A 15489-nucleotide genomic window follows, 5' to 3' on the forward strand; every position below is an offset into this window, starting at 1 on the left:
CCATGAAACGATCAACGGTACGTGGATGCCGGTTTGCTTGGTCAGGCCCTTGCCACCTTGGATAAACCGACCGTCAGCGAGTTTGGAGACCACTTTCAGGTGCGTTCCATTGTCGCCGTAGAAAATGACAATCGTGTTCTCTCGCAAACCGTTGGACTGCAGGCCGTTGATCAAGTTCCCAACCGCAACGTCCATGTACTCGACCATGTCCTCGAAGTACTTCAGTTGCTCAACGACCGGTTGGGACGGATCCCAGTCGTCGCTGATTGGTGTCGGGACGAACGGCCAGTGAGGCAGAGCCATCGGGTAGTAAACAAAGGCGGGTTCGTCGCGGTCCTGTTTGAGGAAGTCGATCGTTTTCTCGACCCAGATGTCTTCGCCAAATTGACCCGTGTAAGTTTTCAGCGTACCGCCCTGCCCTGCTTCGCCTTCCAGCATCGTTGGGTTGGCGTAGCGCGAGCCTTTGTCTTCGGTGTGCAAGGCATGGAACAACGCGTAGTGGTCAAAGCCGGCGTCCTTGGGATGCATGCCTGTTCCGCGGCGTTCATCGGCGCCGGGATACCCGGGCGGGTCGTACGATTGCAGTTGCCATTTGCCAAAGATCGCTGTTGCGTAACCCTCTTCCTTCATTCGGTGACCAAAGGTCTTCACGTTTGAATCAAGGATTCCAAACGTCTTCCAGTTGCGATGGTTGTACTTGCCCGACATGAGTTGAACTCGAGTCGGGGTGCACAACGGTTGCGAGTACGCGTGGGTGAACCGCACGCCATCGCTGGCCAATTGATCCAGTGCAGCCGTTTCGTAAGAGACTCCGCCGTAGCACGCCAGGCCTTCGATACCAATGTCGTCCGCCATAATCAGAACGATGTTGGGCCGCGAATCGTTGGCGGATGAAACGGTCAGCGGCAGACACGCGAGCAGAAGCAGAAGAAAACGCATTCGATCGTTCGTTTAGAGTTGCGGGGCGAAGGTGCGGCTCAGAGGATAATCAACGTTTGATCGGCGGAGGTGGAAGCTGCAGCGTTTGAGCGTTCGGAATCAGCGAATGTTGGTAGTGCTTCAATAGACTATGAACGGACTGAAACTCAGGACGTCCGGCCAAGGATGCATACTGTGGGTCAGCCGCGACTTGATCGTATTTCGCAACCGCAGCTGCTAACGCGTTGGGGTCAGGCACTTCGTTTGGGTTGGCTGACAGCGGCAGTGCCAAGTGAGCTGTCCATTGCGGATCCAGCAACTTGAAGAGCTCAGGAGCGATTTGCAGCAACTGATCCTGCAGCACCGCGGGGCGATCGCTCCGGTATTGTTGTGCGAACTGTGATTGGGGTTCGGGCGGTGTGACCTGCACTTGTTGCCCGGCGTAGCGAGCGATGGCCTGAGTCAGCTGGGCCGCGGAAGTCGGAATGACCACCGGTTGGCCGGGTGCGGGGCTTTGGTAGTACATGCCCGTCGCGACTTGATCGACTCGAAGTACGGTTCCGTCAATGGAGACTCCCGCGAATAATCCACGACTTCGAGAATAGGTGTAGATCTCAGCTTGCAGTTGGCCATCGGTTGCCACTGCGGCTTGGCGTCCGACCGGCCCGGCTGCTGCGGAGGCATCACCGCCGAGGGTCAATTTGCCGGACAAGATGCCTTGAACACTTCGAGCGGTCTTGAAGACCAAGATGATGTCCGAGGCTTGCACGCCGACTTGCCAACCGACATTGCCGCCCGTCAGCGTGATGAATACCGGAGCGTGCCAAGTGCCGTCGGGATCGCGGATGAACAGCAATCCTTTGCCGTGCCGAGCACCGACGATGAAGCTGCCTTTGATCACGTTGGGGACAATCGCGACCCCGTGACAATCCTGCAACATTTGTGCTGGGATTTGGCTCAATGGCGTGGACATGGTTTCGTTTAGTACCGCGGTCGCGGCCTGGACCGTTTGCTCTTCGTTGATCTGCGCGGTCGCGGGCTGCGTCCATCCAATCAGCATCAGTGCGATCGTTATTAAGATTCGACGCGTGAAACGAAATTGCGGTTGGGTAAAAGACTCCATCGTGCACATTCCTTTGGTGAGATCGTTTTCAGTCGTGAACGTTTGATCGTGTGAGTGAATCGCGACCATTTGCCATCGCATTGCAATCCCGCGGCGATTCCCATGCCATTGTGGAGCCGAATGCACATTCAGGCTACACCATCCGCCCTGCCCTGCCCCGCGATTGAGAAAGAATGCCTTCCATGAAGGAGACCGAAGTTCATCGAGTGATGCCGACACTTGGCTGCGAAAACGAGTCGAACGGATTGGGAAAAGCCCGATGGTCGGTTGGATTGTTGCTCTCAAAGTGCGAAGATTGAAATTGATACCGGCGCGTATCGCTAGGCAAAATTGTGTTGGCATGGCCAACTCGGCTCTGCAATCACGCGAATCCACTTGAAGACTTGGGAAATCGAAGCATGTCTGATTTAGAACCGAAGGACGCGATGCGGAACGTGCTGTCGGATGTGGCGTCGCTTTGGTGGTTGCCGCTGATCCGAGGTTTGTTGCTGTTGGTTCTGGGCATCTACGCGTTGTTTCAACCCGGAATGACGTTGGCAACGTTTGCCCAAGTCGCCGGGTTCTTCTTGGCTTTTGATGGTGTGATGGCGATCATCGCGGGAGTGGTCGGTGACACTCCGTCGCGAACGGGAACGATTGTTCGAGGCGTGATCGAATTTTTGGCTGGCATATTCGTGTTTGCTAATCCGATGTTGGTCGCTGGGTTGACCGCGACGATTGTGATCAGCGTCATTGGTGCGATGGTGGTCGTTTCGGGTGTGGTTGAGATCGCGGCTGCGATTCAAGATCGTCGACACATCCAAGGCGAAGGCTGGTTGATCCTGGCTGGCATCCTTTCGGTTTTGATCGGCATCGCCCTGTTGGCCGCGCCGATGGGATTTGGGCTGACGCTGGTCAGGATTTTGGGAGCACTTGCGATCATCTCCAGCATTGCAATGATCGCGTTCGCATTCCGGTTGAAATCATTGGGAAGCCGAATCAACCAGGTGTGACCATCGTTTGATTCGGGGTTGTTGTCCTTGCAAAGCCGCACTGCCCTGCCCTGCTCCATGTCGCTGTCCCACATTGGGAGCTTCAGGGCGACTATGTTGGTCAGCCGCCTCTTTGTTCAGTGAAGAAGCTGGATTGATCCGCAACAGGATCCGTCTCCTTCCCTCCCCTGCCCCGCATCAGAAAGTCATTTCAAATGAAGATTCGATGGTTCATTTTCGTCGCTGTGTTGCCTTGGTTTATCGTCCCGGTTGAGGCTCAAGAGAAGGTTGCAGACTCGATCGGCAATTTGGATCCGGAGATGGCGACTGGCCGAACGGTCGAGGACGGCGTCGCGTGGTACGACGTCGCGGAGCAGAACATCGAAGGAAGGATCTTGCCCGACCAAGAACGTGCGAGATGGTTTGATCGATTCCCGGCGTCCGCCAACGGTTCGGTGACTTCAAACGTTTGGAACCTGAGTCGTCATTCTGCGGGGATGATGGTTCGATTCAAAACAGATGCCACCGCCATTCACGCGCACTACAAATTGCTGAACAAGAATCTGGCGATGCCGCACATGCCTGCGACCGGAGTCAGCGGGGTCGATTTTTATGCCCGCGACGGTGAAGGCAACTGGCGATGGGTGCAGGTCACTCGCCCGACATCACAAGAAGTCAAAACAAAGGTCATCGATTCATTGGCACCAGGAATGCGTGAGTACGCCGCTTACCTTCCGCTTTACAATGGCATCGAGTCTTTGAAGATTGGTGTTTCGCCGGACAGCAAATTCGAACAGTTGCCGACACGTGAGAAGCCGATCGTGTTCTACGGAACCAGCATCACACACGGAGCTTGTGCTAGCCGTCCTGGTATGGTCCACACCGCGATTTTGGGACGTCGTTTCGATCAGCCGGTCGTGAACCTGGGCTTTTCTGGCAATGGAAAAATGCATGCTGAAGTCGGAGAGTTCTTGGTCCAAGTCGACGCAGCGGTCTATGTCATCGATTGCCTGCCCAACATGAATGCGGCGATGGTGACTGAGAGGTGCATTCCGTTGGTCAAGCAAATTCGTGCCGCGAAACCGAACACGCCGATTGTTTTGGTGGAAGATCGCCGGAACACAAACAGTTGGATCTTGCCCGCACGTGATGCTCATCACACCGCGAATCATGAGGCGTTGCAGGCGGCGTACAAGTCGCTGCTTGCCGACGGCGTGACCGGGCTGCACTACATCGCTGGCGATGAGCTTTATGGAACCGATGGCGACGGTGCGACCGATGGTTCTCACGCCAGCGACCTTGGTTTCATGCGTCAGGCCGACGTGTTCGATCCCGTGCTTCGCAAAGCAATGGGTGTGGAGTGAACGTCGGAGCGGTGGACGATTCCGATGGGGATCGCGGGACCGATTGGGTGTTTGGTCAGTCCATCGACACGACTCACGCACGTCGTGGTGACGAGGAACTGCAGACAATCGATTGATGCGAAACGGTTTTCGAAAGTGAAGAGAAATGCCGTTTGAAATGTATAGAGGCTCAGTGTGAATGGGGGTGCGGGAGTCTCCTCTGAACCGACTGGGATCTATACGTTTGGATTGATTGAAAACTCGTTTTCACGCGTTGAGAACCGGCGCGAGAATCTCGGAATCGGTGTAGACTGGTGAGCCGTTGAAGGCTCGATGTTTGACGCATAGGACCTCTGAAGGGCGTTGCCGACGCCGCAGAGGGCTTCGTGTCGACTCGAGGCATCTTCGTTGATGTTCGCGTTTTCTTGCGAAAGCGAACGTTTACCCGCCTCTCTCCCGCTGGATTCTCGTGCACCGATTCCTTGTTGCTCTGATCGCTTGTTGCATCACTTCGTCCGTGATGGCTCAGTCCCATCCGAACATCGTTCTGATCATCGCGGATGACATGAACTGGGACGATTGCGGTGCCTATGGTCATCCGGCGATTCGCACTCCCAATATCGACCGTCTGGCAGCGGAAGGCATGCGTTTCGAACACGCTTACCTGACCACGAATTCCTGCAGCCCATCCCGTGCGAGCATCATCACGGGCAAGTACCCCCATAACACGGGCGCGGAACAGTTGCACTGGCCGTTGCCAGAATCAAGCGACACATTCGTGGGGCGATTGCAGTCAGCGGGCTATTACACCGCCGCGGCTGGCAAGTGGCACATGGGAGACGCTGTTCGCGAACACTTCGACAAAATCTACGAAGCCTCGACGGCCGGTTTTGTGCTCCCCAGTGGAAAAGACGGGCAACCTGCCAAGATGATCGCGGCGCAGCCCAGTGGTTGCGAAGATTGGGAACGAGCTTGCGAGGAACGTCCCGAGGATCAACCGTTTTTCCTGTGGTTGGCCGCTCTGGACCCGCACCGCGAATACAACGACGGAGCCCTGGATCCACCTCACACGCACGACGACGTGATCGTTCCTCCGCACCTTCCAGACGTTCCTGATGTCCGCGAAGACCTGCGGCTTTACTATGACGAGATTGGGCGTCTCGATTCCTACGTCGGCAAAGTCACGCGCAAGCTGACCGAACAGGGCGTCGCCGACAACACGGTCATTCTCTTCATCAGCGACAACGGCCGTCCGTTTCCTCGTGACAAGACATCGCTTTACGACGGTGGAATCCGGACGCCGTGGATCGTTCGCTATCCCGATCAAGTCAAGGCGGGCCAGACGACGAAGGCTTTGGTCAGCGCGGTTGACATTGGTGCCACGTTCTTGGATTTGGCTGGCGTGGAAGGCAGCGAAACATTCTCCGCTTCGAGCCAAAGCTTTGTTCCGGTTTTGAAAGACAGCACGCAATCGCATCGCGAATTCGCTTTTGCGGAAGATCACTGGCACGACTACGAGGACCATGCTCGCGCCGTGGCGACCCAGCAATACAAGTTGATTCGCAATGACTACGTCGACCTCCCTCCAACACCATCCGCTGACGCGGGACGGGGCCTGACTTGGCAAGCCATGCTGCGTTTGTATGACGCCGGTGAACTCACGCCCGAACAATCGGCTTGTTTCACTGCACCTCGCGCAAAGTGGGAACTTTATGATCTGCAACGCGACCCAGGCGAACTGCACAATCGCTTTGAGGACCCGGCCTATCACTCGGTACGCACGCGATTGCAAACCGCACTCACCGATTGGACGAAGCGAACGGGTGACTACTTGCCGAGTCGACGAACACCCGATGAGTTTGACCGTGTGACGGGCGAGCCAGATCACTCGGTCCGTGTCCGTCCACGTCCATCCAAGAAAGAGATGTTCGGCACAAACGGCGCCTATTGAGCCCATTCGATCGACGGATGCTTTCCATCTACCTTTCCAACCTACTCTTCAGTTGCCTTCATGAAATTCGTGCTTTCTCTGCTTTTGGTTTTCGCCATTGGTGTTGTGGATGCTGCATCCGCTTTCGCGGACGACCGTCCCAATGTGCTTTGGATCACGATTGAAGATTGGTCCCCCGATTTGTCGTGCTACGGCACAAAGGGGATCCATACACCCAATGTCGACAAGCTGGCATCCGAAGGGATTCGGTACGAACGAGCCTTCACGACTTCGCCGGTCTGTTCGACTTCGCGTTCAGCGATGATGACGGGGTTCCACCAGAATTTCATTGGTGCCAATCAACATCGCGAATATGACAAGCAACCGTTGCCGCACGGGATTCGGCCAATCCCGCATCTGTTTGCCGATGCGGGCTACTTCACCGCATTGATGAGCTACAAAACGGACTGCAATTTCTTGCCAGACCAGAAGGACGAGCTGTTTGATGGAACCGATTGGAAACAACGAGCCGACGGGCAGCCGTTCTTTGCTCGGATCACGTTCGGTGGCACTCACCGTCAATGGAAACGCGACCCGCAACGACCCATCGCGATCGAAGATGTTGAGTTGCCGCCCTACTATCCCGACACGCCCTTTGTCAGACGTGATTGGGCCAACGGATTGGAGCAGATGCAATTGGTTGATCGTGAGGTCGGCGAGATATTGAAACGACTCAGCGAGCAAGGTCTCGCTGACAACACGATTGTTTTCTTCATCGGAGACCATGGTCGGTGTCACATTCGCGGCAAGCAGTTTCTCTACGACGGTGGGATTCGTATTCCCATGATCATGCGTTGGCCGGGCAAGGTTCCGCCGGGTGAAGTTAGCGATGACATGGTGATGTCGATCGACATCTGCGCGACGATTTTGGAAGCTGCTGGGATCGATGCCCCCGTGCCTCTGCATGGAAAGAATCTGTTGGGCGAAGAGGTTCGGAATCGTCAGTATGTCTTTGCCGCCCGAGACAAAATGGATGAAACGCATGACGCCATGCGGGCGATCCGGTCCGCCGACTTCAAGCTGATTCACAACTTGATGCCTGAGCGAGCGTACTGCCAATACAACCAGTACAAGGAAGGGGCTTACCCGGTGCTGGCTGAAATGAACGTCATGCACATGCGTGGCGAACTCACTCCCGAACAAGCGGCTTTCTTTGCTTCGACGAAACCAGAGTTGGAACTGTACGATCTGCGAACGGATCCGCATGAAGTCCACAATGTCGCCGACGATCCCAAGTACGCCAATGTTCGAGAAGAAATGCTACGGGAACTCAAGCAATGGCGTCGTGAAGTGATTCAAGACAAAGGGGTGAGCGACGAGTTTCGTGCGTTGGACGTCTATCCGGAAACGCTGCCTGCGGGTTCTGTCGATGAGTGGGTTCACGCGAATGCGGACAAGTACGACTACGAGAAATTCGGATGGCCAAGTTGGTATCCGACTCGAACGTTGGAACAGTGGGAATCGGCTCGCAAGGCCTGGGACCCCTGGGTTTTTCGTGACGTGAATTCGAAGATGCAACGGCCGGGCGTGACCATCCGTGAACAAAAGCGAAACAAGGCGAAACGGAAGTGACACTCTCGCGGCGCGAGTCATTTGTTGGCTCGCTCGTTCGATGAGTGACCCATTTCATACCCACATTCTCAGCCCTCCACGATTGATCGTTCATGAGCTTTCCCCTAGCCTCCCAGTCACGCCGAGATCTTTTGAAGACCGCCGGATTTGTCACGGCGGCTACTCTGGCTCCGTGGGCCATGCGTGCTCGGCAATCACTCGCGAAATCACCGAACGAACGCAAACGGTTTGCGTTGATCGGCGTCGGCGGAAATGGGACACGGACTTCGCCCGTTGGAAAAGAATTTGCTGACTTGGTCGCGCTGTGTGATGTCGACGAGGAACATCTGAAGCATGGCAACGAATTGCTGTGTGATGGCAAAGCCGAATTGTTCCGAGACTATCGCGAAGTGCTTTCTCGTGATGACATTGACTTGGTTCAGATTTCAACGCCCGATCACTGGCACGCGAAAATCTTGATTGAGGCGATGTTGGCGGGCAAAGATGCGTACTGTGAAAAACCGCTGACGTTGACGATCGACGAAGGAAAGTTGGTCCGGAAGGTTCAACAGCAAACCGGACGTGTCGTTCAAGTCGGAACGCAGCAACGCAGCAGTTTCGACAAGTTCAATCGTGCTCTGGCAATCATCGCGGAAGGCCGCCTGGGCAAACTCAAACGCTTGGTCGTCGGAATCGACGCGGGTGGATGGAGTCCCGAGATTCCCGTCGCCGACGTGCCCAAAGGATTGGACTGGGATCGTTGGCTGGGGCCGGGACCTGAAATGGAATATCGCTATGCGAAGGACGCCAAGCGAGCGGACAAGAACTACACCAATGGGCACACGCACTTCCGTTGGTGGTACGAACACTCCGGAGGCAAATTGACTGACTGGGGAGCCCACCATGTCGACATCGCGATGCTGGGGATCGCCGCGGCGGGGCAGAACAACGACCCCGTTTCGGTTGCCGGGACCGCGAAACATGACGTGGAGTTTCGCGACGGAATGCCGCTGCAGAACAATCGCTACAACACCGCACGAGCGTTTGATCTTCGCGTCGCTTTCGTGGATGGCGATGTGGAGATGAACATTCGCCACGACGTCGACAATGGGATTTTGTTTGAAGGCGAACGAGGCCGGATCTTTGCCAATCGCGGCAAGTTGGTTGGCAAACCCGTTGAAGACTTGGAATCGAACCCGCTCGCCGAAGATGCGATTTCGAAGATTTATCGCGGGATGCCCATGGAAGGCAATGACCGCCCTGCACACTGGGCGAACTTCATGCATGCGATTGACAATCGAGTGCTGCCGATTTCCGACGTGCATTCCCATATGAAGATGCTCAACGTGTGTCACTTGGCCGGCATCTGTTGTCGGTTGGGACGCAAAGTCGAGTGGGATCAAGCGACGGAAAGTGTCGTTGGCGATGAACAGGCCGCTGCGATGATGAAGCGACCCTATCGGTCTGGTTATGAAATCGACATGTGAGTCGTTTGCTTTGCTTGCAAGATGCCCCTCCCTGTGAAGTTGTCTTCCTCGATCGAGTCACGTGTTCGATGTCAATGAAAACTCGCTCCAAAGTGCCTGTTTGTTTTTGTGCTCTCTTTTTGCTGGTTGTTGGTCCTGTCTGCGGCGCATTGGCCGCGGACACGACCTCAAAAACGAAACCGAAGATTCAGCCATATCCCAATGCCGTCGTCTGGACCAACGCTGCGAAAGCTCAAGCGGAATTCGATGGCTTTGAGTTTGTCGGCGAATTTGTTCGAGACGATCATGCGATGCAGGTCACGCCGTCTGAGGGCCGGTTCTACGTTTCAGTGTTCGAAGGTGGATTTCCTGGCGCAGGTTGGGATGGCAAGCCTGTCGTGCATGAGTGGTTGGATCGCGAAGGAATCGAGTCGCGTGTTGCTGGTTGGCAGAAGATTGATCGCAGTGAAACGGTTGTCGGAAAGAAGCCACCGGCTGACGCGATCGTGTTGTTCGATGGCACGAACACGAACGCTTGGATGAACGGCAAGATCGAGGATGGCGTTCTTAAAGCGGGAGCAAGAACCAAAGCAACGTTTCAGGATTTCCGACTGTACCTTGAATTTCAAATCCCGCTGAAACCCGAGCCACCGATCAGTCATCCGCATCGCGGCAACAGTGGCGTTTTCGCGGTCGGTGCCTATGAAGTGCAGATCTCTGATAACTTTGGATTGGACCCCAGTCCCGAGGCATGGCAGGACATTGTCATGTTGAAACCCGTCAACACGTGGTGCGGAAGCATCTACGGAATTCGCGAAGCCGATTGGAATGTTTGCCTGCCTCCGCTGGCGTGGCAGAGCATGGAAATCGACTTCACCGCCGCCAGATTCGAGGACGGAATGAAGGTCCAGTCCGCAGTGATCTCGGTGACCCAAAATGGTGTCCTGATTCACGACCGTGTGGAACTGCCCGAGGGAACGGGCGGCGGGCCAGCAGGTCCAAGAACCGAAGTGGCGGAAGGTCCGATCTATCTCCAAAACCACGGCAATCCCAACCGGTTTCGAAACATTTGGATCGTTCCAGGCTCGTCCACGGCACATCAGTGAATGAGGCGATATCCCGTCCATGTCATTCGTTTCCTTCCATTGACCTTCCTTCTCGTTTTCCAAACCCAAACTATGTTTCGACCCATCCTTTCCGTCGCGTTTGTGACGACTTCCTTGTTGACACATTCAACGCTCGTCGCCGACGAAGCATCCTCGGGACTGCCCGAAACCAAAGTTTTGTTTGAGGATGACTTCGAAGGTCGTTCGACGCTGGGCGAAGGCTATCGGGCCGGGCGAGGAATGGAGGCCGGATGGAGCATCCGCGATGGTGTCTTGTTCGGCAAACAAATTCGGGACGACCATGGCTCCACCATGCGAAAGCAAATGGAGTTTGCTGATTTGCATGTTTCGTTTGACTTTCGATTCAACGGAGGAAGTCGGTTCAATTTTGTGATCGACGACAACAATGAAAAATCCGTGCATGCGGGTCACGTCGCTCGAGCGTCGCTGTCACCCAAGCGGATTTCGATCAGCGACGACAAACTTGGCTCGATGAACCTGGAAGTTCGCGAGAAACGTAAGGCGAAATCGCTGCCGGCGGAACAGCAGAAAGAATTGGAGGACCTGTTGGCTCGCACGCAAGCCTCCGCCGCCATCCATGCTAAGCCGGGCACCTGGCATCACTTGGAACTGACCATCCATGGGACCGTGATGACTGTTCACCTCGATGGCAAAGAGGTGGTCTCGTTGGATTCTCCCGGTTTCGCTCATCCGACCAAGACTCAGTTCGGAATGACCGTGAATGGAAGCAGCATCGATTTCGACAACCTTTGTGTTTTCGCGACCGAGTGAACTTGGTTTGTTTCCCGCTCTTTCTCCCCTGCCCTGCTCTTCCCTGCATAAACCCGAACTCATGCGAATCCACTCTTTGAAAAGACTTGCACCAATCTTGCTGTTTTTCGCGGCGATGTGTGCTACCCGCCTGCCTGCTGCGGATTCTCGACCGAACTTTTTATTCGTTCTGACGGACGACCAGTCCTACGGGATGATGGGCTGCGACGGAAACGAGTTGACTCGGACTCCGAACATCGACCAGTTGGCTCGCGAAGGCGTCTTCTTTGATCGAGCCTATGTGACCAGCGCGATCTGCACTCCGAGTCGGATTTCGATCTTTCTCAGCCAGTACGAACGCAAGCACGGTGTGAATTTCAATTCAGGAACCAGTGTCGCGCCCGAGGCTTGGGCGAAGTCCTATCCTGTGATCATGCGAGAGAATGGTTACTACACCGGCTATGTCGGAAAGAACCACGCGCCGATTGGAAAGGGCGGCTACAACAGCGGTTTGATGGAAGAGTCGTTTGATTACTTCTACGCCGGACACGGGCACATCCGTTTCTATCCCAAAGACGTCCACGAGATCTTTGAGGGCGCGGCGTACGACACCCAGGTGGAGATCGTTAACGAAGGTGCTCAGGATTTCATGTCGTATGAACATCGCTTGGACGGTGCGGTGCGATTTCTGGACGAACGTCCGGCGGACAAGCCGTTTTGCTTGAGCATCTGTTTGAACCTGCCGCACAGTGCGGGAACGAGCACCATGCAACAGCGAGAAAGCGACGATGAGATTTACAAGTCGCTCTACCGAGACATCGAGATTCCTTTGCCGGAACACTACGTCGCGAAGGACGAGATTGAGACGCCACGTTTGCCAGCGGAAGTGTTGCGAGCGAGTGAGCGGCAGGCCAGCTACAACTTTGTCGACACTCCCGAGGCGTTGAAAGAACGCACCATTCGGCAGATGCAATCCATGACCGGGATCGATCGTTTGATCGGAAACCTACGCACCAAGCTCGAGACAGAAGGCGTGGACGACAACACGATCATCATCTTCTGTTCCGACCACGGGTTGTTTATGGGGCAACACGGTCTTGGTGGGAAAGCGTTGTGTTACGAGCAGACGACGCATGTGCCGATGATCGTCTTCGATCCAGAGTTGCCAACCGTTCTGAAAGGGGCTCGTTGCAACGAGTTGGTTCAAACGATCGACATCGCCGCGACGATGCTGGATCTGGCTGAGATTGAAAAGCCTGACACCTTTCAAGGTCTATCGTTGCGGCCACTGTTGAGTGGCGACGGCGGCGCGATTCGGGATCATGTTTTCACCGAAAACCTGTGGGTGACACACTTTGGTAACCCTCGCATTGAGGCGGTGCAGGACAAGCGTTGGAAATACATCCGGTACTACCGCAACGATTGTGTTCCCGCCTCGGTCAAGATTCAGGTGGCCAAGGATCTTGGTATCAAGTCGTCCACCATGCTGTATGGCATTCACGACAATGAAATCGCGGTGTATCGGAACCATGCCGAGGCATCGTTGCGAGGTGAGGAACCGATTTACGAAGAGTTGTTTGATTTGGAAAGTGATCCCGACGAGCTGAACAATTTGATCGACGATCCCGCCGCGAAGACGCAGTTGGGAGAGCTTCGAATCGTTTGGAAGCAGCAGCTTACGAAAGCTCGCGGCAAAGGATTTCCTGCTGTGCTTCGCTACACCGTCGATAGCGAAAAAGACTACAAGTCGAAGTGAATGCATTGGCCGTCGTTTCAGTTTCAATTTCCACCTTGCTGCCTGCTATGTTGAACCGATCCAAATTTTTGTCCTCGATGTTGATCGGCCTTTTGGTTCTGACCGCATCCAGTGTCGATGCCAAGGAATGTCCGAACATTGTGTTGATCGTTGCCGACGACCTTGGCTACAGCGACGTGGGATTCAATGGCTGCAAAGAAATCCCCACACCGCGATTGGATGAGTTGGCGGGGGAAGGCGTGGTCTTCACCAACGGCTATGCTTCGCATCCCTATTGCAGTCCCAGCCGCGCGGGGTTGTTGACGGGAAGGTATCAACAGCGATTCGGGCATGAGGGCAACCCTGAACCGGATCCGCAGTGGCACGGTGACGACACGCCGGGTATGCCGCTCTCGGAAACGACGCTTGCGGATGCTTTGAAAGAAGCCGGTTATGTCACCGGTGCAATTGGCAAGTGGCACCTGGGCGACGCGAAACCGTTCTGGCCCAATCGCCGTGGATTCGATGAGTGGTTTGGCTTCAGTGGAGGCGGATTGAGCTATTGGGGAGACTTGGGAAGAAAGGATCCTCTACTCGGTGTGCATCGCGGTGATGAACCGGTCGATCGCAAGTCGTTGACGTATTTGACGGATGACTTTTCAACGGAAGCGGTCAAATTCATTCAGCGTCACGAGACGGAACCGTTCTTTTTGTACTTGGCGTACAACGCACCGCATGCTCCTGACCAAGCCACTCGGACTCATCTGCAAAAGACAGCACACATCGAGTACGGAGGTCGAGCGGTTTACGGAGCGATGGTTGCTGGGATGGACGAAGGCATTGGGCAAGTCGTTGACCAAATTCGCGAATCGGGGTTGGGCGACAACACGTTGATTGTCTTTTACAGCGACAACGGTGGGCGGCGTGAACATGCGATGAATTTGCCGTACCGAGGTCACAAGGGCATGCTGTTTGAAGGCGGGATTCGGGTGCCGTTCTTGGTTTCTTGGCCAGGGACTTTGCCGGGCGGAGTTCGAGAGCAATCGCCGGTCACGGCACTCGATGTCTTTCCCACCGTCCTCGCCGCAGCAGGATTGGACCCGACCAAGAATGAAAAGCTGGACGGCCAAAACTTGTTGCCCGGTTTGACCGACGCGGGAACGGAGTTGCCCAAACGGCCGTTGTTTTGGCGTTACTCGATGGGCGATGAATCGTATGGCTATGCGGTTCGCGACGGGAATTGGAAGTTGGTTGACAGTCGCTACAAGAACCGAAAGCTGTTGTTTGATTTGGCGAACGACCCTTGGGAACGCAAAAACTTGGCCGAGCAGCATCCTGAAGAAGTGGATCGGCTATCGCGGATGATTAAGGCCTGGGATGCCGGCAATGTGCCGCCGAAGTGGCACGACGCTCACGGCGTCAATGTCAGGAAAGAAGAGGACTCACGAACAGAGGCTGTTGAAAAAGCCGCTCGAGGAGAACGTTCTCGTCCGGGGCTGGATTTGAACTCGATGATTGAGCCGGTGCCAGCGAGAGCGAAATTCATCGACGAGAATTTCTACATCTGGGGCGGCAGTATGGTGCGTGACGTCGACGGCACCTGCCATCTGTTCTACAGTCGCTGGCCGCGAGAGTCGGGACACAATGCTTGGGTCACCCATTCGGAGGTTGCTCACGCGGTGTCGGATGATCCGCTGGGGCCATACCACTTCGTCGATGTTGCCCTGCCCGTTCGAGGCGAACAACTGTGGGACGGCATGTGCACTCACAACCCGACCGTGCATGAGTTCGATGGGAAGTACTACCTCTACTACATGGGGAACACGGGTGACGGTGCACCGACCAGAAAACTGAATATGGTTCATCGCAACAATCAACGCATTGGTGTCGCGGTTTCCGATCACCCCAACGGACCATGGAAACGTTTTGACGAGCCACTGATCAACATCAGCGAAGATGCGTCGGCGTCGGATGCATTGATGGTGAGCAACCCGTCGATCTTGCGTCGGGATGATGGGACGTTTGTGTTGATTTACAAAGCGGTTGGCAAGAAAAGACGCATGCCGTTTGGGGGCCCGGTCGTTCACCTTGCCGCGACTTCTCAGTCACCGACGGGGCCGTTCCGAAAGCAGAACAAACCGTTGTTCACCGCACCGGGAGTCGCCTTTCCAGCGGAAGACCCTTACATCTGGTTCCAGGATGGCATGTGCTGGGCGATCGTCAACGATCACAATGGACACTTCAACGGAACCGGCAGTGACTCCTTGGCGTTGTTTCAGTCGATCGATGGTTTGCACTGGGATCCGGCCAATTCACCGTTGGTGACGGAACGCATCATTTCATGGACGGACGGAACTCAGCAGTCCGTGCACCGTCTTGAACGCCCGCAACTGTACCTCGAAGACGGCAAACCAACCGTGCTATTTTGTGCGGCGGAGGAAACCAAGGAGAAGCTTCATTCGTTCAACGTACATTTGCCTCTGAAGCAGCACGGTGACTGATTTGAGCAGGGATA

The 15489-nt window shown here is 55.2% G+C and carries 11 protein-coding genes; 9 read left to right on the forward strand and 2 right to left on the reverse strand.

The features are described from left to right. Both B2R17_RS13140 and B2R17_RS13145 read right to left on the reverse strand, forming a co-directional pair. Nucleotides 1-939: sulfatase-like hydrolase/transferase (locus B2R17_RS13140; protein ID WP_286764336.1), on the reverse strand; the 939-nt coding region annotated here is incomplete at its 3' end. Between the two features lie 49 nt (nt 940-988). Beyond that, nucleotides 989-2050 carry a lipid-binding SYLF domain-containing protein gene (locus tag B2R17_RS13145; RefSeq protein ID WP_414707315.1) on the reverse strand — a complete coding sequence of 354 codons (1062 nt, stop codon included), beginning with the start codon at nt 2048-2050 and terminating at the stop codon, nt 989-991. Nucleotides 2051-2439: 389 nt separating this feature from the next. Between B2R17_RS13145 and B2R17_RS13150 the strand changes: the two genes are divergently transcribed. The 9 genes from B2R17_RS13150 to B2R17_RS13190 all read left to right on the forward strand — a co-directional run bounded on the left by B2R17_RS13150 (nt 2440) and on the right by B2R17_RS13190 (nt 15475). Next, a complete protein-coding gene (locus B2R17_RS13150; protein ID WP_286764338.1) occupies nt 2440-3033 on the forward strand; it encodes an HdeD family acid-resistance protein in 594 nt (197 codons plus the stop codon). Nucleotides 3034-3227: 194 nt separating this feature from the next. Then, on the forward strand, nt 3228-4376 hold the full coding sequence (locus tag B2R17_RS13155; protein WP_286764339.1) for an SGNH/GDSL hydrolase family protein: 1149 nt from the start codon (nt 3228-3230) through the stop codon (nt 4374-4376). 448 nt (nt 4377-4824) lie between these two features. Continuing rightward, entirely contained in the window at nt 4825-6306 is a 1482-nt protein-coding gene (locus tag B2R17_RS13160; RefSeq protein WP_286764340.1) for a sulfatase family protein, read from the forward strand. 60 nt (nt 6307-6366) lie between these two features. Continuing rightward, a complete protein-coding gene (locus B2R17_RS13165; RefSeq protein ID WP_286764341.1) occupies nt 6367-7917 on the forward strand; it encodes a sulfatase family protein in 1551 nt (516 codons plus the stop codon). A gap of 92 nt (nt 7918-8009) precedes the next feature. Next, nucleotides 8010-9383, forward strand: coding sequence for a Gfo/Idh/MocA family protein (locus B2R17_RS13170; RefSeq protein ID WP_286764342.1), 1374 nt, complete (start codon nt 8010-8012; stop codon nt 9381-9383). A gap of 74 nt (nt 9384-9457) precedes the next feature. After that, on the forward strand, nt 9458-10468 hold the full coding sequence (locus tag B2R17_RS13175) for a 3-keto-disaccharide hydrolase (protein WP_286764343.1): 1011 nt from the start codon (nt 9458-9460) through the stop codon (nt 10466-10468). 72 nt (nt 10469-10540) lie between these two features. Beyond that, entirely contained in the window at nt 10541-11260 is a 720-nt protein-coding gene (locus B2R17_RS13180; protein ID WP_286764344.1) for a family 16 glycoside hydrolase, read from the forward strand. A 61-nt stretch (nt 11261-11321) separates the two neighbouring features. Next, nucleotides 11322-12995 (forward strand): sulfatase family protein, encoded by a 1674-nt coding sequence (locus B2R17_RS13185; RefSeq protein WP_286764345.1) that lies wholly within the window; start codon nt 11322-11324, stop codon nt 12993-12995. A 77-nt stretch (nt 12996-13072) separates the two neighbouring features. Further along, nucleotides 13073-15475: a sulfatase-like hydrolase/transferase gene (locus B2R17_RS13190; RefSeq protein WP_286764346.1), complete on the forward strand. Its 2403-nt coding sequence runs from the start codon at nt 13073-13075 to the stop codon at nt 15473-15475. Nucleotides 15476-15489 lie beyond the last annotated feature (14 nt).

The sequence above is a fragment of the Rhodopirellula sp. UBA1907 genome, from assembly GCF_002337565.1.
In the GTDB taxonomy this organism is placed as follows: Bacteria; Planctomycetota; Planctomycetia; order Pirellulales; family Pirellulaceae; genus Rhodopirellula; species Rhodopirellula europaea.